Source organism: Pseudoflavitalea rhizosphaerae (assembly GCF_003991355.1).
GTDB classification, from domain to species: Bacteria; Bacteroidota; Bacteroidia; order Chitinophagales; family Chitinophagaceae; genus Pseudobacter; species Pseudobacter rhizosphaerae.
The window spans coordinates 92,741-110,533 of the sequence record NZ_RCSU01000019.1 but is presented as its reverse complement, the minus strand read 5'-3'; the positions used below and the strand labels follow the sequence as shown (position 1 = coordinate 110,533).

The window sequence follows — 17,793 nt, the reverse complement described above, 5'->3', positions numbered from 1 at the left end:
ATGAAAAAATATACGATCCATACCGTCTGCATGTGCGTAGTTGTCATACTGCTGACAGCCTGCAATAAAGGGGAAAACAATTTTTTCTACAAGGAAGAATTATATCCCGTTGCTTTTAAAGGGTACAACGGCAGCAATGAGCGGCTGATCATTAAGCTGGATACTTTTACTGCCCCGCATACATTGTCAGCCAATTCATCCTTCAACACCAGCACCGCCTTTTTATTCTCCGGAAATCAGAACACGGTGAAACTAAGCGTCACCGAAGAAACTACCGGTAAATCCGTACTGGAGAAAGAACTGAAAAAAGAAGACGGACAAGCATTATTCAGTTTCTTCTACCTGGATGGAAGAGTTGGCAACATGCCTGAGAAGCCTGCAATAGAAGAAGACAAGGTCAAGATCATCTACATGTTCATTCCATCGGTGACCCAATACAGTGAACCCGTAGATCTGGTATTCGGGAAATACTACTTAACCCCACAGGTGTTTGAAGAGAAGGCAAGACTCAACAATCTAAAACCTTATGAATTCAGTGAGCCTGCCATTATCCCCACCTTCTCCGTTGCCAGACAGGAGTATAATGGCGTGATGACATCCGCGTTGTTTTCAGTGCGTGTATACAAGGCCGGCACCAACACTCCTTATATCGATGGTACAGAATATACCTGGAATGTTCTTAACTCAACTGCTCCAAAGCCGGCATCTTCCACCCCGTCTTCCAAACTTTACATTTTCTCTGAGCAACCAGCTGGAAATGTCATGAGATTCTTTACTAAACTGGAACAATAAAATCAAAACATGAAACGGATGAAATCTGATATAAAAAAATGGGGATTGTCAGCCCTTTTACTGGCCGGGCTTGCCGCCTGCAACAAAGAAGCAACTGTAACAAAAGCCGTAAGCATTGAGATAAAAGGTTTCAATATCGGCAATGCTGAGCTACAGATCTCGGTAGACACATTGGTCTATCGCAACTTACAGGTAGCACCCAACCAGGAACTGAATTTTGGAAAGATCTTCACCTACCACTCTTCAACCAATGAAGTGGCCCTGAAAATAAAGGACCTCACATCTGGTAAAGAAGTGTACACACAGCAATTGAAGCTGAACAATGCCGATATGGAGCGCTTCTTTCAATTTGTACTCATCGATGGCCATCAGCTTGAACTGAAGCCGCCTGACGCAGATCCCGCCACCAATAAGCTGGGTTTCTATATCCATTATCCTCAAAGCAGCGATCCTATCGATATCATTATGAAAAATCCCGAAGGGCAAATGGTGTACCTGGCAAAAAACGTACAACCTTCTACCTGGGTATATTCAGACTATCTTACCCAGCCCGGATTCGAAAATCCCAATACGACTTACACTTTGAATTTCACCAAAGCAGGCACTACAGATGCCTGGGCTTTCAACGACAATGAATATATGAGCCTGAGCTCCGAAGACGCCATGTTCATGCCTCAGCATGGAGAAAAAGGACGGGTATGTTCTTACTTCATAACACCCGGCTCTGTAGATCTGAGAGTTGTGAGATTGTTCCAACAGCCAAAATAATCATAGCATTCCATATTGATCAAAAAAAGGGGACAGGTTCCCCTTTTTTTATTTGCAGGTAAAATATTAATCGTAATATTGCGATTATATATGGGACTTACAAAATCAGAGATATTCACAGAGAAGCAGAACAAGCTGGCTTCCATGATGAAAGCCCTTGCGCATCCTGCACGGATCGCCATCATCCAGTACCTGGTGAAGGCCCAGGCCTGTATCTGTGGTGATCTGGTGGAAGAACTGGGACTGGCGCAGGCAACCATTTCACAACATTTGAAAGAGTTGAAAAATGCGGGGCTGATCCAGGGGACCATCGAGGGCACCAGCGTTTGCTATTGCATCGATCCCAAAGTCTGGAATCAGTACAAGAGTGCATTCGATACATTCTTCATAGCTTATGATAACAAGAAAGGTTGTTGCTGACCTTTTTTTTGTTTCATTATATCGCAATATTGCAATAAAACGATTAAATATTTTGTGATGCAAACACCTGAACAATTGAAAGACCTGGTGAAACAGAAATATGCTGAGATAGCCGGGCAATCGAAAGCGCAGAACAGTTCCAGCTGCTGTGGCGCCACCAGCTCCTGTTGCGGAGACGATGTATACAATATTATGTCGGAAGACTATACCAAACTGGAAGGCTACAATGCCGATGCCGACCTGGGCCTGGGTTGCGGTCTGCCCATAGAGTATGCACATATGAAAGAAGGAGACACAGTAATAGACCTGGGGAGCGGCGCAGGTAATGATTGCTTCATCGCCAGGAAAATAGTTGGTCCTTCCGGAAAAGTGATTGGGGTAGATTTCACGCCCGCAATGATCTCGAAAGCGAGGGAAAATGCGGAGAAGCTGCAATACCACAATGTAGAGTTCAGACAGGGTGATATCGAGGATCTGCCGGTAACTTCCAATTTGGCTGATGTTATCGTCAGCAACTGCGTGTTGAACCTGGTACCGAACAAACATAAAGTATTCAGCGAAGTATATCGCGCCCTCAAACCCAATGGACATTTTTCCATTTCAGATATTGTATTGAAAGGCGAACTGGCGCCCTCCTGGAAACAGGTGGCGGAGCTCTATGCCGGCTGTGTAAGCGGTGCCATCCAGCAGGAAGAATACATGGCTATCATACAAGAAGCCGGGTTCTCTGATATCACCATTCAAAAAGAAAAGGAGATTGTGCTGCCTGATGATATCCTGAAACAATATCTGACTGAAGAGGATATTGCTGCATTCAAATCCAGTCAGAACAAGATCGTTAGTATCACAGTATTTGCAAAGAAACCAGCTAAGGATGAAAGAGCCTGCTGTGAGCCTGGTAGTGGCTGTTGCTAATCCAATATTCTATCAATTATGTTATCAAACAACTGCAATCCGGCAGACCGGAAACGGCTTTCATTCACTGACAGATATCTGACTCTCTGGATTTTCCTCGCAATGGCAGCCGGTATAGCGCTGGGTTATTTTTTTCCGGGCTCATCGGATACCATTCAATCGTTCTCCACAGGCACCACCAATATTCCTTTGGCAGCAGGATTGATCCTTATGATGTATCCGCCATTGGCAAAAGTGAAATACGAGAATATGCGGGAAGTATTCAGGAATACACGCGTGTTGACTGCTTCGCTGGTTTTGAACTGGATCATTGGCCCTGTGCTGATGTTCCTGCTGGCGATCCTTTTTCTAAACGGCTATCCTGAATACATGACCGGCCTGATCATGATCGGACTGGCGCGTTGTATTGCAATGGTGATCGTTTGGAATGAGCTCGCTGAAGGCAACAGAGAATATGCTGCTGGTCTTGTTGCGCTCAACAGTATCTTCCAGGTATTGCTATACAGCGTTTATGCCTACCTGTTTCTGACCGTACTTCCTCCTGTTTTTGGTTTAAAGGGAACAATAGTGCAGGTCAACATTGAGCAGATCGCTGAAAGCGTTGCCATCTATTTGGGCATTCCATTTGCCGCCGGATTTTTGTCTAGATTTTTCCTGGTGAAGCTGAAAGGCGAAGACTGGTATCAAAACAAATTCATTCCTGTAATTTCTCCCATTACGCTTATTGCTCTTCTTTTCACCATCGTTGTTATGTTCAGCCTGAAGGGGCAACTGATTGTAAAGATCCCCGGAGATGTATTGAGGATCGCGGTTCCGCTCCTTATCTATTTCATCATCATGTTCATGGTGAGCTTTCTCCTTGGCAAATACATGGGAGCAGATTACTCCCAGAATGCCGCCATCTCTTTTACGGCGGCCGGCAACAATTTTGAGCTGGCAATCGCAGTAGCGATAGGGGTTTTCGGGATCAACAGCGGACAAGCTTTTGTTGGAGTGATCGGACCATTGGTGGAAGTACCGGCACTGATTGCCCTGGTGAACGTTGCTTTCTGGTTCCGCAAGAGATGGTATGCCAATAAAAACACAATTACAACTTAACAAAACATCCATTCATGAAAAAAGTATTGGTGCTCTGTACAGGAAACAGCTGCCGTAGTCAGATTGCAGAAGGATACCTGAAACATTTTGCAGGGAATAAGGCTGCCATCTATAGCGCTGGCGTTGAAACACACGGTGTAAATCCCAGGGCCATTGCTGTGATGGCTGAAGATGATATCGATATTTCAAACCATACTTCCAACAATATCAGTGAATATGCTGGAATCGAATTCGATTATGTGATCACCGTTTGTGATAATGCTAAAGAAAGATGCCCATTCTTCCCAGGCAATGCTCAAAAATTCCATTATAATTTTCCCGATCCGGCAAAGGCATCTGGAACAGAAGAAGAAATCATGAAGGAGTTTGTAAGAGTGCGGGAGCTGATTAAGGAATATTGCAGGGGTTTTGTTGTAAATAATTTATAAATGGGGTGGGGCTAAGAATGGCGGAGAGTTGACAGTCGCTCGCCTCCCGGCGAGTGACTTATATTTGTTCGCCTCCGGCGAACACCGCGTCGCCAGAGGCGATTAAACAAAACTCACTCGCCGGGAAGCGAGCGAGCGGGCACAGCGAAATGAAATGTAGCAACCTTTTTAGTCAACCCCTAAAAGACATCTAAAACCACGATAGGCCGGCTGAAGAAAGTTCGCAGCCGGCCATCCATCATATTATTAATGAAATCCTCTATTCTCCAAACAACTCATTCAATTTAGCCATTAGATCATCGCCTCTTAAATTCTTCGCCACGATCACGCCATCAGGCCCTATCAGTACGCTTTGCGGAATCCCTTTGATACCGTACAATTTCGCTACTTCATTATCACGTCCTTTCAAATCGCAAACCTGTTGCCATGGCAGTCCATCTTTCTTTATAGCTTCGAGCCATTTCTCTTTTCCTTTTTCATCATCCAGGGAAACACTCAATAAAGTGAAGCCTTTGTCTTTATACCTGTTATAAGCTTTGATCAGGTTAGGGTGCTCAATCCTGCACCAGCCGCACCAACTGGCCCAGAAATCGATCATCACATATTTTCCCCGGAAAGATTTCAGCGAAACCGGCTTTCCATTTTGATCAGTCTGTGTAAAGTCCAGCGCAGGCTTCCCGATCCAGGTTTTCTTTGCAATGGCCAGTCTTTTTCTGATATCTTCCAGCACTTCCGGTTTCTGGAGCTTCGGGTCCAAAGCATTCAACATTGGTTCCAGCACATCAGGATTAATGATGAACGAATTGGCCTCCATCAGTTCATTGCTAAAATGAGATCCGGGGAAACTGGTAACGAATTCCACTTGTTTACTCCCACTCTCCTTGTTCAATTCTGCAATCTCTTTCGTGATCAACAATACAGAATCTTCATTTTCCCGGTTGGCATATTTCCTGCGCATCAACTGATCGCGTTTTCCATCCAGGGGTTCCATCATTTTTTTGTATACCTGGTGTTCCATTTCAGTAGGACCACCATTTACCACAGCGCCGGACAGGGAATTCATGCTGCTCAATTGTACATCGGCTGGATCCAGGTAGAAATCGATACTGTTGTTCCTGTTGCACCAGATCGTCGCGCGGAGGGGATCGCTCACATAACCGCTGAACTCAAAACGACCATCCTTCATTAATGTTGAATCGAATTGCTGACCATAACGCAGATAGACCTTTTTGGTTTCTTTCTCCCCGGCCACGTATCCTTTGATGGTAAATGGTGCAGCGGCGCTGCCTAACAATTCCGACAGTTTCTTCTGTAATTCCCCGCCACGTAAATTTTTAGCGATGATCTTACCATTGGGATCGATAAGGAAATTGGAGGGCACAGCTTTTACATCATACATTTGCGCCACTACATTGTTCCAGTATTTGAGATCGGATACCTGCGGCCATTCCAGTCCATCTTTTTTGATAGCAGCCAGCCAGGCGTCCTTCTTTCCCGGTGCATCGAGCGAAACACCCAGTATAGTGAAATTCTTATCCTTGTATTGATTATATGCTTTTACATAGTTGGGATTTTCTGCACGACAGGGCCCACACCAGCTTGCCCAGAAATCCAGCAAGACATACTTACCGCGGAAATCGGAGAGTTTAACAGGTTGGTCATTGGGGTCGTTCTGTGTAAAATCAGGAGCTTCTGCGCCAATACCAGTGCGGCTGGCGGCAGCTATACGCATTCCCATTTCTTTTCCTTCCACTGAATTCCTGATACCTGCATCGAGCATTTTGTACAAAGGCTCCACCCTGGCAACATCGATATTTGAGCCTGCCACTGTTTGCAGTGCCTGCAGACTGCAATAGTAATCAGGATGCGCCTTGATCCATTGCTCCTGCAGGTCTTTTAGCCAGGTTACACCTTTGCGCATCGTTGCATTGAATTCCTTTTGCGCATTGGTGTCCGCACGATGTGTATCGCCTCCTGTCATCCATATAAAATTTGCATCTTCCAGCAAATTGATGGGACCCGAGATGAACTGGTTGTATTCCATCAGTTCTTTATTCATTTTGGAACCGGTGATCACGGCATTCCTGACAAGATCCTTTGTTTTGATTTGGATGGTTCCTTTTTCGAGGTAGAATCTAAGCAGATCGGGCCGTTGCCCATTCACATATCCATATCCTTTAGCATCCAGGCTGAGCTGTGCATTCACAGGATATGGGATACTCATGCGAAAGCTGGCTTTCCCGTTTTGAATGCCGGGGGAATCCACAAAGGATTGTTCCCCGACCTTATAAACGAGGTAAGCCTTCTTTGCTTTGATGGTATCGATATCGAGATTTACTACGCAAAGACCCTTCTGCGCATTGCTGATCAAAGGCAGCAACGCGAATGCGATGAACGTTAATTTTTTCATGGTTATCCTACTTTAAATGCCAGTTGAACAATTTTATCGAATCCGTTGAATTTTTTGGAGTATGTGTTGCCACTGATATCCCCGGTAGTGGCCAATGGAAGGAAGTATACGCTGCCGCCGCCTGCGCTTCCATTGTAGGTAGCCAGTGTGATGGCATTATCTTTTAGTTTCATCGCAGTGATATTTTCGCCGGCTTCAAACTGGTAGATCACGCGGCTCTGGTTGGCAGCCATATCATAGAGATAGAGCTTATTGTCTGCCGCATAATACATTTGCCTGACCGTGGCCGGAAAGAGATATTCCGGGCTGCGATGTATATCAGGACTGCTCAGCATCGGTTGCATGGCAGCAGCTACGGGCGTAGTGGTCATATTTCCGTTTGCATTGATGGTGTACAGGAAGCAATTATCATCATCCTCATTTTTGAAAATGGCATACCAGTTATCCGGCCAGAGATCCCAGCCCATTCCGGGTTTCATCGTCAGCATCTTCTTGTGTACATTGTTCAGATCGAATGCCATGCTTGTATTGGCAGGAAATACTTTCAGGGATGTGGAAGTACTGCCGCCGTCGTAGAGGAAACGGTAATTGGCCTGATCGAAGAAGATGGCTCCATAGCCCAGTCCACCTGCCACAAAAGGTGCCACTGAATAACCCTTGTTATCGGGCTGTGTATAAGCCGTTCCAAAAAGCAGCGAGGCGAAAGTCCCATTCAGCGCGTACACTTTTCCATTATTGAAAGTAAAAGGGCCATACTGGAAAATACTTGGTTTGTGCATATTGTATGGATCCACCACCGGTGGCCTGGCATAGAACATATCTTCATAATCTCCTGCTACCTGCAAAGAAGTATTGTCCAGCACATAACCTCCGCCATCGAAGTACACGAGATTCAATGTACCTAATAGACTTCCTGTGGCGATGCTGATCACATCACGCGCTGTAGCCGGCAATGGCTTTTCGGGATTGCCTGCAGAATACACATTCCGTATAACTTTATCTCCGGGTGTAATAAAGCTCAGGTCTGCATTGCCGCTGGTTTGTTCCAGCAGCATCCAGCCGGTTTGCAGTTCTGTAGTGATCTGCAGGTGCAGGCGCTTGAAATATTTCACATTGGTCACAGTATCGATCGCTACAAAATAGAATGGGTAATAGTATGGGCCAGCCTGCAATGTGATCTGTTCGCGGATACTACGGTCCGTGGAGATGGTGACTATCTTGCCGATGCTCAGCGGCTCAGCCGGATCGCTAACACCCACAACGCGCCACTCGAATTTCAACCTGTTGGTATCGGGGCCGGATAGTTGTGGGATAATGTGCAGGGTATCGAGCCTGTTGACGCGAAATGTATCGGCACTGAAACTTGCTACAATATCATTGATCGCATTATAACTGTAGTTGCCTTTGTCTTTGTAACAACTGTTCAGTACAGTTGCCATAATGAGTATATAAAGAAGTCGTTTCATGGATCAAATGTTTTAGGGAATTACTACAACATTGTTGTTTTCGTCTATCAGCGGTCCATTGGCGGTGGTGTATTCCAGCAATGCGTTCCTCACTGTGTTCTGATAGAATTGCATTTTCGGGAAGTTCACCGGATTGGGACCGGTTGTAGAAAAAGTTGATACACCCAGCACACCGGTAATGAACCTGAACTTCACGTTGCTGTAAGCGCCAAAAAATGTGATCAGGTAAGAATCCCAGTTGTCTGGCTTCAGTAGCCTGTCTGTGAAAATGATCTTCACTGTGTTCCTGCCGTAATAGCGGCCATCGCCCATGATGGTATCTTTCATCAATACCGGAAAATCTTTGGATGGCTGCAGACGCAGGTTCAGTACAACAGAGCTGCTGAGCAGGGAAGCATCGCGCAGCAATACCACTCCCAGCCTGGTATCGAAACTCCCTTTGGGCATGAAATTGTTCAGGAATTTATAGTGCTGGTCTTTTACAGCAGTAGTGCCTTCATTGTCTGCCACCAGGTTGATATTCCTGTCTCTATCGGCTGTGTTTCCAGATGCACGTACGTTCAGCCAAATGGTATCTGTTTCCACTGTGCTGCTTTTTTCAACAAAAGTGTAACTGACGCTGTCGATATTGACCAGACGGAGCATATCATAAATAAAATACACGGATGGCGATGCGTTGGATGCAGGGCTGATCTCATCCTTTTTGCAGGCAGACAGACATCCAAGTAATGCTATATAAATGATCGTTTGTTTCATGATCGATTGTTGAATGATTAATTTCTGTACTGCAGTTCGGAATCAGGCAGAGGCAATGTATACACCCTTTCAGATGGAACAATAACGGAGAACCTGATAACCGGGCTGTTCAATCTTTTGTAGTAGTAGAATAATTGTCCTTCTGCATAGAATTCCTTCTGGTATTCCTTCAGCAGTTCCTGTTGAATAGCTGCAGCATCCAGGCCGGTTGGCAGATCCGGAACACCTCTCTGTTCACGCACCGTATTGAGATAGGTAGTAGCTGTTTCAGGATCGGAACACTCGGCTGCGATATAATACATTTCAGGAAGACGGACAAGGGGCACCCAATTATTGAATATGGGATTGGTGGATTCCTGCCACCATTTGGAGCAGAAGTACACGCTGCCACTCAGTTCCCAGAGGCGCCCGTAACGGATATCGCTCACCCCTCCGGCATTGATCTCATAGATCTGATCCACAATTCCACCATTACCATAAGAATTGGTAAGCTGTACGTCTGTGCCAACATTCACGCCTCCTGTGACCCTGAAATATTTGTTTTCCAGCGGACGTATATCAAATTTACTGAGTGAAAATACATGTTCAGGAATGAAGGTCCTGTCGCCAAGATTGGAGATCCTGTCCGGGGCCTGGAAATCGAAGAAGCCAGCGTCTATCACATTTTGTGCATGCACCAGCGCCTGCTGCTTATCACCTTTATAGAGGTAAGCCCTTGCCAGGGTTGCTTCTGCGGCCCAGTAATTGAAATGGCTCTGGCGATGGTTCAGCCAATCGTTCTGCAACTGGTTTTCCGGTTCGTAATAGTTATAGTTGATGGTCTTGTAACCACTCAGCAATGCTGAAGCAATTTTGAGTTCCGAGATCACCGAATCGAGTGCAGCACTCACAGTAGACAACGGTGTAACGCCACCGGATACAGTTTTGATATAGGGAATGGCAGGTTTAGCAGCGCCTGTCATATAAGGAGCGCCGAACAAACGCAGTAGGTCGAAATGCATGAAGGCCCGCAGGCCGATGGCTTCTCCTTTGATCAGTTCATAATTCTGCGGCTGGAACATGCTTTTCTTTCCTTCGATATTGAGCAGCACATTGTTCAGGTTGGTGATGGAAAAATACATCAGGCTCCAGATACTGTCGATCCTTGACTTCACGCCTCCATCGAGGTAATTGTAGTTAGCAGCCTGGTAAAAAGTATGACTGGGATTGGACTGGCAGTTGTACTGCTGGGCAAGCACATCCAGGAAGCTCATCGTGAGTTGTTCTCCATACAATGAAGACCGCGACATGGTTGTATACACACCGTACATGGCATCTTCAAATCCTTTTTCAGATTTGAACAATTGCTCTGATTCGATCAGGGTCTTTGGTTTTACGTCCAGCCATTTATTGCAACCGGAGGCTATAGTGAGCAGCGAAATGAAAATCAGTAAGAGTCTCATACAATTCTTTTTTACGTATTAGAAACCGAGTTGCAGTGACAAGGCATAGTTTCTGGCGAAAGGATAATCCAATCCTCTCTCCTGCCTTACTGAAGAAACCACAAACGGGTTATTGATATAGAAATAGCACTGGAAGCGGCTCATACGCCATTTGCTGGTCAGGTTTTTCGGGAACAGGTAACCGAGCGTGATGGCATCGCAGTACAGGGAGTTATTGTCTTGTATGAAGCGGGAGCTTGCTTTGGTAATATCTGTGCGGGGCGTGCCGCCGATGGTGGCGATACCTTTGAAACGTGCCTGGTCACCCGGTTTCTGCCAGCGGTCTGTGAGTACGCGTTCATCAACATTGTAAATAGGATCGGCATTCTCCACCCTGTCTGCCAGGGTACGGTTGTATACCTGTCCTCCCAGTTCGGTACGCATACTAACGTTGATGCTTATGCCTTTGTACATAAAATTGGTGCCGAGGTTTCCATTCAATTTGGGTTGGTTATCGCCCACAGGTACTTGATCGAGCGGGCTCCACAGGTAGGTTTGTTGTCCATCTCGCGTAAGGAAGATCTCATTACCAGTACTGGGATCGATACCAAGGGAGCGGACTGCATAGACAGTGCTCACACTTTGCCCTTCTTTGTATTGCAGTACCGGCGCCGTGATTGGATTTTCGGATTTTGTTTGTTCACCCAGCGCCTTATCGTTTTGCGCTTTAAGGGCATCGGAGATCTTCAGCAGTTTGTTCTTGTTATGAAGCAGGTTGCCATAAAAGCTCCAGTACAGATTTTTCTTGTCGTTTTTCATCACAAAGGCAGTGAGGTAAAGCTCGATGCCTTTGTTCTGTACCACACCCAGGTTGGCGAAGTAATTACCAAATCCGGATGAAGGTGTGGTATTGATGGAAGTGAAAAGATCCTCCGTTCTTTCCTGGTAGTAGTTGACGGTTGCCTGGATACGCCCTTTGAAAAACTCGAGGTCTGCCCCTGCGTTCAGCTTATTGGTTTGCTGCCAGCGCAGATCAGGATTGCCGAGACTAAGCATGGTTGCGCCGATATGATCAAGGTATCTCGTGGAAGTGAGATAGGAATAAGTTTGCGTTGAAGCGAAGGAAGGAAAATTTTGTGAACCGGTAGATCCGTAAGATGCACGCAGTTTGAAACGGTTGATCAGTTCAGGCAGTTGAATGAATTTTTCTTTATGCAGGTTCCATCCGATTCCCACTGACCAGAAAGGCGCGAAGTGTTGATTGGAACCGAAGAGGGAAGAGCCATCGCGACGGAAAGATACATCCAGCAGGTAACGATAGTCGTAAGCATAGCTGAAGTTCCCGTAATAACTCACCAGTCGTAATATGGTTTCTGATCCTGTTGGCTTTTCATTCACGGGGTATTGCAAACCAAAGAGCAGATCATCCATTTCTGAATTGGGAAAACCCTGCACTGTAATTGTGCTGGTATAAGTTCTGTCTTGCTGAATATGATAACCGCCTGTTGCAAATACAGTATGCTTACCGAAATTCTTTCCATAGTTCAGGAATACATCCCCCTGGTAGCTGGTATTGTTACCGTTCATTTGCTGGAAGTATCCGCGTGTTGAAATTAAACTGTCCGGCGTACTTACAAATTCCACGGCATCGGCTGGCAGGAATACCACGCCTTCATTCTTCTGCGTGTACATGCTGAAGCGGGTGCTGAATTTTAAAACGGGTAATATATTCCAGTCGGCCTGGAAATTATTGGTAACATTCAGGTACTTCGTATAATTATGCGTTTTCAAAGTGGAGTTATAGAGTGGATTGTAGGCGATGAAGTACCAGCTCGCCGGATCATCCGGCCCCTGTAAAATCTTGTTCACTTTTCCAGTAACGCTGTCTGCCGGGCGCCAGTAAGGATTCATTTTTGCATACTGGGAAAAGTTTCCATAAGGTGAATTGACTGAATTGTTATGGGTAACTGAAAGGTAGTTGGTGAATTGCAGGTTGTTCTTGTGGTACATCAGGTTCACACCGCCGGAAATATTCTCACGCTTCGATCCTTTCATCACGCCGGGTGCATTGTTGTAGGCGAGGTCTACACCATATCGCATGTAATCATCGCCACCTCCGAGAAAAATGCTATGACGCTGCCCGAAAGATGTTTGCAGGGGCTTTGATAACCAATATGTGTTGACGCCTCTCCCGGCTTCAGCCAAACGCTGGTTATACAAACGCTCCCGTTCTACTTTTTCCTCAAGTTTCATTGAAGAATTGATATTGTAAATACCGGCAGCCAGCTCCAGCTGCAGTTTCTGTTCTGAATTCAAAAGATGATAACTGGTTAGATCGGGAGTGTTCAGTGAAAGATTATTGTTATAGCCGAATTGCAATTTGCCTTTCTTCGGTTGCAGGGTTTCGATCACCAGTACGCCATTGGCTGCCTTGGAACCATAGATGGAAGTGGCCGCTGCATCTTTGAGGATGGTTACCCTTGCCACACGGTTCATATCCAGATCGTAGATCCTTTGCAGTGGCACTTCAAAGCCGTCGAGGATCAGAAGTGGCGGGTTGCTGATATAGCCATACTGACTGGTGAGGTCTGTGTTGGCGATACTGTTGGAACCGCGCACCTGGATCTGCGGTAGCTGGTTGGGATCGGAGCCTGCATTGATATTGGAAGGCATTTGAATGGATGCATCCAGTGAGCGGATAGCAGCAAGCACATTCGTGTTGTTCACTTTTCTCAATTCTTCAACCGTGTAGGATTGTGCAGCTCCTGTATAATTTTCCACAGGTCTTTTGTAGATACCATTCACTACAGCATCTTCCAGCTTCGCTATCAGTGGCTTGAGCGTAATGCGGATGGACTTGTCCGTTACTTTCACTTCTTCCGGTTCATAGTTCACGAAAGAAACCACCAGCACATCGCCTGTTTTGGCAGCGATGGAGAAACGGCCATCAGCGCCGGTTACAACGGCCTGTTTGGTGTTCTTCACCGTTACAGTGGCGCCCTGCATTGGCTTGCCGTTCTCGTCTGTGACCAATCCTGTTACCGGTGGAGGCGGTGCGCCAATGATGATCCTTGCAGGTTCTTCCCTGGTGGGTTCAACAGTTTTTCGGAACAGGAGAATAGTCTTGCTTTTGACCATGAAATCAATGGGCTGGTTGTTGAACAACAAACCGAGGAATTGTTGTAAGGGGAGATTGCTGGCCTGGATAGATACAGGCTTTACACTCTGCAATACCGGCTCGTTGTACACGAAAAGATAACCGGTTTGCTTTTCCACTTCCAGGAAAACAGACTTGATATCTGCATTCTTTCCTGAGTAACTTACTTTTTGAGAAAGGCCTTCAGCGCTCACATTCACAAAGGCCGCAGTCAATAACACAACTATTAGTTTCATTACTAACAGCGCCTGCCTTCCCGGCAAGCAGGTTTTGGTGATGGTGCGGCTACCCCCATGGGTAACACCACTACCAATAGCAGTTTTTTGCATACTTTCGTAGCGTTTTGGTGATCAAATTGAATAAGTAGTCTTCGTTCAGACCTTGTTTATAATCGCCAAACATCCGCCGGCAGTGGTACCAACACTTCCGGCTTTTGTTTTATGGCAGGTTTATGCATGATTTTTTATTGCCCATATACGATCACTGTCTTTCCCTTCATTTCTGTCCTCACATTATTTTTCGACAGCCAAAGGAGGATATCCTGCAGATTGAGCCCACGGTCCATCTTGCCGTTGATCCTGAGCTCGGGCGGTGAACCTGCATATTGTACATCTATATTGTACCATCTTTCCAGTTGCTTCATCACCAATTGAAGACTGGTCTGGTTGAAATGGAAGAGACCATTCTTCCAGGCCATCACGTAGGCCAGGTCCATCCCTTGTATGACACGTGCAGGATAATTACCAACCGAATTAGCCTGGTCACCTGGTTGCAGTATCGCCTGCCCAACTTTGATCTTTCCTTCCAGAAGGGTTGTGCTGATATAACCAGCATCATTGTAAGCATTCACATTGAAATGAGTTCCGAGTACATCTATAGTGTGACTTTTATTATCAGGGATGCTCACTCTGAAAGGCTGTGTTGCATTTTTTGCCACTTCAAAATAGGCTTCACCGGTGACGGAGACTTTTCTTTCATTCCCTGAAAATGAAGTGGGATAAGTGATAGACGATGCTGCATTCAACCATACATTGGTGCCATCGGGCAGCACCAGTTGGAACTGCCTGCCCTTAGGCGTGGTCATGGTATTGAACCCTGTAGTACCGGCGCCGGCTGCTGCATCATATACCAGTTGCCCGTTGTTGATGGAAACGGAAGTATTGCCCTGTCTGGCGATGACACCGTTCCCGATGCTGTCCAGCACCATCTTACTACCATCTGCCAGCGTGAGGATAGCGCCATTGGAGCCAGGTCCGACAATAGAGTTCTCAACGATTGGCTGTACAGGTTTCTCTTTTTTCGGGAGCCACCAGCCGGCCATGAATGCAATGATAACTACTGCAGCAGCCGCAGCCCACCTGAGATAGTGAACACGTACAGTTTTTCTCTTTTCCCTGAACATGGTTTTCAATAGTCTATTCGACATATCTTCCGGCATGTCTGTGTTAGGCGTATGTTCTTCCCAGGCATTACGCAGCAATTCTCTCAGAGGTCCATCATTGCCCGGCATATTGATCCAGGCAGCCAGTTCCTCCTTTTCCTCAGGAGTACAGCTATTGTTGAAAAACTGCCGGGCCAGGTATTGTATCCTTTCTGTAGGCATGTTAGTTGGATTTCCTGTACAGACGACTAACGGGAAACAAAACAGGCCTGGTCAAAAACAGGATTTTTTTATTTAATTTTTTGGAGGGTGTCCAGCAACAAGTATAAACCACTGATCACAATGGTATTGGAAGATGCCTGGAAATGCAGACGGATGATGCGGAGTGCATCGATCATATGGTTCTTTACAGTAGAAGGAGAGATGTTCAGTTCAGCCGCGATCTCCTCGTATTTCAATCCTTTTTCTCGGCTCAGGGAGAAAACGATTTTTTGTTGTGGCGTGAGTTTGGATACGGCTTGTTGTAATTGTTTCTGCACTTCTTTCAGCCCAATCCGTTCCTCTGTAGTGGATTGCGAAAGGGATGTACCGGATGCTATCCGGGAAAGGATCAGCGTTTCCTTCGCCATCCTTTTAAATTGGGTGAGACACTGGTTCTGCGCCATCCGGAACAGGTAGCTGCTGAAATTTTCGATCTCCACCAGCGAAGTCCGGTTACGCCATAGCTTCATGAAGATGTCCTGTATCACATCTTCCGTTGCCTCGGGCGATTGCGTCAACCGCATCAGGAAGCTGAACAGCTTATGCCTGTTCTGCAGGAAAAGCTGTGTAAAAGCAGCCTGATCTCCACCAGCTGAAAGTTGTAAGAGTTCCTTTTCAATATGTGTTTGATCAACGGGCAATGAACAGCTATCAGGATTTTGACGGGGGTTAATAAATTGAGGATAGGCAGGAATGGTGAGATGCTCGAAAATCAAAAATATCATAAACGAAAAGGGCATCCAAAATCTTTTTGAACGCCCTTTAAATTTTCTTTTAAATTCAATGATAATTTGCAGTATGAAAATTCTCATCGTAGAGGATGAACCGGAGTTAGCTAAAAGTATAAAACAGTACCTGACCACCGAACAATATCTTTGCGAAGTGGCGTACAACTATGCAGAGGCCCTGGAGAAAACAGACCTGTACACCTACGACTGCATCTTACTGGACCTGATGCTGCCCGGCGGCGATGGCATGAAGCTGCTCCGGCATCTGAAAGAAGAAAACAAGCAGGACGGCGTGATCATCATCTCCGCTAAGGATTCACTCGATGATAAAATAACCGGACTGAAGATTGGTGCAGACGACTATCTCCCCAAACCCTTCCACCTGCCGGAACTGGCGGCCCGCGTCCATTCCGTGATCCGCCGGAAGCATTTCGGTCATTCCAATATTATTGAACAAAATGAGATCAGGGTTGACCTGCTGGCCCGGAAAGTAATGGTCAACAATAAGGAAGTGGCGCTCACTAAAAAAGAATTCGATCTCCTCCTTTATTTCATCAGCAACAAGAACCGTGTGATCTCCAGGAACGCGCTTGCCGAACACCTGACCGGAGATATGGCTGACCTCTTCGATAACCATCATGTTATTTATGTTCATATCAGGAACCTCAAGAAAAAGCTCAGCGATGTCGGCAGTGCCAATTACCTGAAAACATTGTACGGAACCGGATATAAATGGGATATATGAATAACCTGCTCAACCGTTCCCTCAAAAGACTCCTCTTATATGCCGGCCTCATCCTGATGGCCGGGATCCCCATTTACTACCTTGCCATCAGCAGGCTCTGGCACTATGAAATGGATGAGCATCAGATCATACTCACGCCGGAGGCCGGGCGGGAAGACAGTCTTCTCATCATTGGTGCTGTAACCATTCTTACTGTTATCTTCTTCGTGCTCCTGCTCGGAGGTTTTATACTCATCAACAGGAGGATCTCCCGGCAGCTATGGCAACCCTTCTACAATACAATGGACCGCCTCCGCCAGTTCGATCTGAACCGGCAACAGCCAGTACAATTCGAGCCCACGGATATTGCGGAATTCGCCACATTGAACGAAACCCTCGATAAACTTCTATCGGCCAATATGGACGCCTATCACAGGCAGAAAGAATTTGCAGATAATGCTTCCCACGAATTGCAGACGCCCATCGCCATTGCTCAATCAAAACTTGAAATATTGCTGCAAAGCCAGCCATTGAACAATGATCAATACGAACAGATCGAAGAAGCGCTCAATGCACTGGCGCGCGTGAGCCGGATCAACAAGAATCTTCTCCTACTCACCAAGATCGAAAACAATCAATATCCCGAACGGGAAAAGATCGCGCTCTCCGCTCTTCTTACTGATACCATTCAAATGCTGGAGAATTTCCTGGACGATAAGAACATCCATCTTACCCAATCCATCCAGGAGAATATCGAAGTACGGGGAAACCCCATCCTGGTAGAGATACTGGTACAAAACCTGATCAACAACAGCATCCGGCATAGCCACCAGGGCGCAACCATTTCCATATCGCTCAACAAAGAAATGCTGCAACTCTCCAATGCTGGCGCTACTCCGCTCGATGCCAGCCGCCTGTTTATGCGCTTCGCCACTGCCGGCTCACCCGCCCCGGGAACAGGTTTAGGTTTAGCAATTGTTAAACAAATTGCCGACCGTTATCACTGGAAGGTTGATTATCAATTTGAAGACAACAGGCATATTTTTACAGTACGCTTCTAATTTAAAA

General features: G+C 46.2%; 15 protein-coding genes. 8 read left to right on the top strand and 7 right to left on the bottom strand.

What is annotated here, in order from left to right; all coding sequences use genetic code 11:
- From D9Y29_RS24455 to D9Y29_RS24430, 6 genes are all read left to right on the top strand, one after another.
- Entirely contained in the window at positions 1–792 is a 792-nt protein-coding gene (locus D9Y29_RS24455) for a hypothetical protein (RefSeq protein WP_127132876.1), read from the top strand.
- Between the two features lie 18 nt (positions 793–810).
- Positions 811–1,560 carry a hypothetical protein gene (locus tag D9Y29_RS24450; protein ID WP_127132875.1) on the top strand — a complete coding sequence of 250 codons (750 nt, stop codon included), beginning with the start codon at positions 811–813 and terminating at the stop codon, positions 1,558–1,560.
- 90 nt (positions 1,561–1,650) lie between these two features.
- Positions 1,651–1,980, top strand: coding sequence for an ArsR/SmtB family transcription factor (locus D9Y29_RS24445; protein ID WP_127132874.1), 330 nt, complete (start codon positions 1,651–1,653; stop codon positions 1,978–1,980).
- 57 nt (positions 1,981–2,037) lie between these two features.
- Positions 2,038–2,895 carry an arsenite methyltransferase gene (locus D9Y29_RS24440; protein ID WP_127132873.1) on the top strand — a complete coding sequence of 286 codons (858 nt, stop codon included), beginning with the start codon at positions 2,038–2,040 and terminating at the stop codon, positions 2,893–2,895.
- 18 nt (positions 2,896–2,913) lie between these two features.
- Positions 2,914–3,993 carry an ACR3 family arsenite efflux transporter gene (gene arsB / locus D9Y29_RS24435; RefSeq protein WP_127132872.1) on the top strand — a complete coding sequence of 360 codons (1,080 nt, stop codon included), beginning with the start codon at positions 2,914–2,916 and terminating at the stop codon, positions 3,991–3,993.
- Positions 3,994–4,007: 14 nt separating this feature from the next.
- Positions 4,008–4,421, top strand: coding sequence for an arsenate reductase ArsC (locus D9Y29_RS24430; protein WP_127132871.1), 414 nt, complete (start codon positions 4,008–4,010; stop codon positions 4,419–4,421).
- Positions 4,422–4,680: 259 nt separating this feature from the next.
- Here the strand turns inward: D9Y29_RS24430 and D9Y29_RS24425 are convergent, their stop codons facing one another.
- The 7 genes from D9Y29_RS24425 to D9Y29_RS24395 form a co-directional block, all read right to left on the bottom strand.
- Positions 4,681–6,831 (bottom strand): redoxin domain-containing protein, encoded by a 2,151-nt coding sequence (locus D9Y29_RS24425; RefSeq protein WP_127132870.1) that lies wholly within the window; start codon positions 6,829–6,831, stop codon positions 4,681–4,683.
- A 2-nt stretch (positions 6,832–6,833) separates the two neighbouring features.
- Positions 6,834–8,297, bottom strand: coding sequence for a PKD-like family lipoprotein (locus tag D9Y29_RS24420; protein WP_127132869.1), 1,464 nt, complete (start codon positions 8,295–8,297; stop codon positions 6,834–6,836).
- Positions 8,298–8,309: 12 nt separating this feature from the next.
- Positions 8,310–9,053 (bottom strand): DUF4843 domain-containing protein, encoded by a 744-nt coding sequence (locus tag D9Y29_RS24415; RefSeq protein ID WP_127132868.1) that lies wholly within the window; start codon positions 9,051–9,053, stop codon positions 8,310–8,312.
- A gap of 17 nt (positions 9,054–9,070) precedes the next feature.
- Positions 9,071–10,495 (bottom strand): RagB/SusD family nutrient uptake outer membrane protein, encoded by a 1,425-nt coding sequence (locus D9Y29_RS24410; protein ID WP_127132867.1) that lies wholly within the window; start codon positions 10,493–10,495, stop codon positions 9,071–9,073.
- An 18-nt stretch (positions 10,496–10,513) separates the two neighbouring features.
- The gene (locus tag D9Y29_RS24405; RefSeq protein WP_127132866.1) at positions 10,514–13,960 is read right to left on the bottom strand and encodes a SusC/RagA family TonB-linked outer membrane protein; all 3,447 of its coding nucleotides are present in this window, start codon (positions 13,958–13,960) and stop codon (positions 10,514–10,516) included.
- Between the two features lie 134 nt (positions 13,961–14,094).
- Positions 14,095–15,234 (bottom strand): FecR family protein, encoded by a 1,140-nt coding sequence (locus D9Y29_RS24400; protein WP_127132865.1) that lies wholly within the window; start codon positions 15,232–15,234, stop codon positions 14,095–14,097.
- Between the two features lie 68 nt (positions 15,235–15,302).
- Positions 15,303–15,998 (bottom strand): RNA polymerase sigma factor, encoded by a 696-nt coding sequence (locus D9Y29_RS24395; protein WP_164735536.1) that lies wholly within the window; start codon positions 15,996–15,998, stop codon positions 15,303–15,305.
- A gap of 73 nt (positions 15,999–16,071) precedes the next feature.
- On the opposite strand from D9Y29_RS24395, the gene D9Y29_RS24390 reads away from it, so the two are divergent.
- Positions 16,072–16,746: a response regulator transcription factor gene (locus tag D9Y29_RS24390; protein ID WP_127132863.1), complete on the top strand. Its 675-nt coding sequence runs from the start codon at positions 16,072–16,074 to the stop codon at positions 16,744–16,746.
- Complete coding sequence (locus tag D9Y29_RS24385; RefSeq protein ID WP_127132862.1) at positions 16,743–17,786, top strand: sensor histidine kinase; 1,044 nt, start codon at positions 16,743–16,745, stop codon at positions 17,784–17,786. Before D9Y29_RS24390 ends, D9Y29_RS24385 begins: the two co-directional genes overlap by 4 nt.
- The last annotated feature ends 7 nt before the right edge of the window (positions 17,787–17,793 follow it).

What these genes read in the sequence shown, in the direction of transcription:
- D9Y29_RS24455 (WP_127132876.1), top strand. Translation starts at nt 1, where the DNA reads ATGAAAAAATATACGATCCATACCGTCTGCATGTGCGTAGTTGTCATA.
- D9Y29_RS24450 (WP_127132875.1), top strand. Translation starts at nt 811, where the DNA reads ATGAAATCTGATATAAAAAAATGGGGATTGTCAGCCCTTTTACTGGCC.
- D9Y29_RS24445 (WP_127132874.1), top strand. Translation starts at nt 1,651, where the DNA reads ATGGGACTTACAAAATCAGAGATATTCACAGAGAAGCAGAACAAGCTG.
- D9Y29_RS24440 (WP_127132873.1), top strand. Translation starts at nt 2,038, where the DNA reads ATGCAAACACCTGAACAATTGAAAGACCTGGTGAAACAGAAATATGCT.
- arsB (WP_127132872.1), top strand. Translation starts at nt 2,914, where the DNA reads ATGTTATCAAACAACTGCAATCCGGCAGACCGGAAACGGCTTTCATTC.
- D9Y29_RS24430 (WP_127132871.1), top strand. Translation starts at nt 4,008, where the DNA reads ATGAAAAAAGTATTGGTGCTCTGTACAGGAAACAGCTGCCGTAGTCAG.
- D9Y29_RS24425 (WP_127132870.1), bottom strand. Translation starts at nt 6,831, where the DNA reads ATGAAAAAATTAACGTTCATCGCATTCGCGTTGCTGCCTTTGATCAGC.
- D9Y29_RS24420 (WP_127132869.1), bottom strand. Translation starts at nt 8,297, where the DNA reads ATGAAACGACTTCTTTATATACTCATTATGGCAACTGTACTGAACAGT.
- D9Y29_RS24415 (WP_127132868.1), bottom strand. Translation starts at nt 9,053, where the DNA reads ATGAAACAAACGATCATTTATATAGCATTACTTGGATGTCTGTCTGCC.
- D9Y29_RS24410 (WP_127132867.1), bottom strand. Translation starts at nt 10,495, where the DNA reads ATGAGACTCTTACTGATTTTCATTTCGCTGCTCACTATAGCCTCCGGT.
- D9Y29_RS24405 (WP_127132866.1), bottom strand. Translation starts at nt 13,960, where the DNA reads ATGCAAAAAACTGCTATTGGTAGTGGTGTTACCCATGGGGGTAGCCGC.
- D9Y29_RS24400 (WP_127132865.1), bottom strand. Translation starts at nt 15,234, where the DNA reads ATGCCTACAGAAAGGATACAATACCTGGCCCGGCAGTTTTTCAACAAT.
- D9Y29_RS24395 (WP_164735536.1), bottom strand. Translation starts at nt 15,998, where the DNA reads ATGATATTTTTGATTTTCGAGCATCTCACCATTCCTGCCTATCCTCAA.
- D9Y29_RS24390 (WP_127132863.1), top strand. Translation starts at nt 16,072, where the DNA reads ATGAAAATTCTCATCGTAGAGGATGAACCGGAGTTAGCTAAAAGTATA.
- D9Y29_RS24385 (WP_127132862.1), top strand. Translation starts at nt 16,743, where the DNA reads ATGAATAACCTGCTCAACCGTTCCCTCAAAAGACTCCTCTTATATGCC.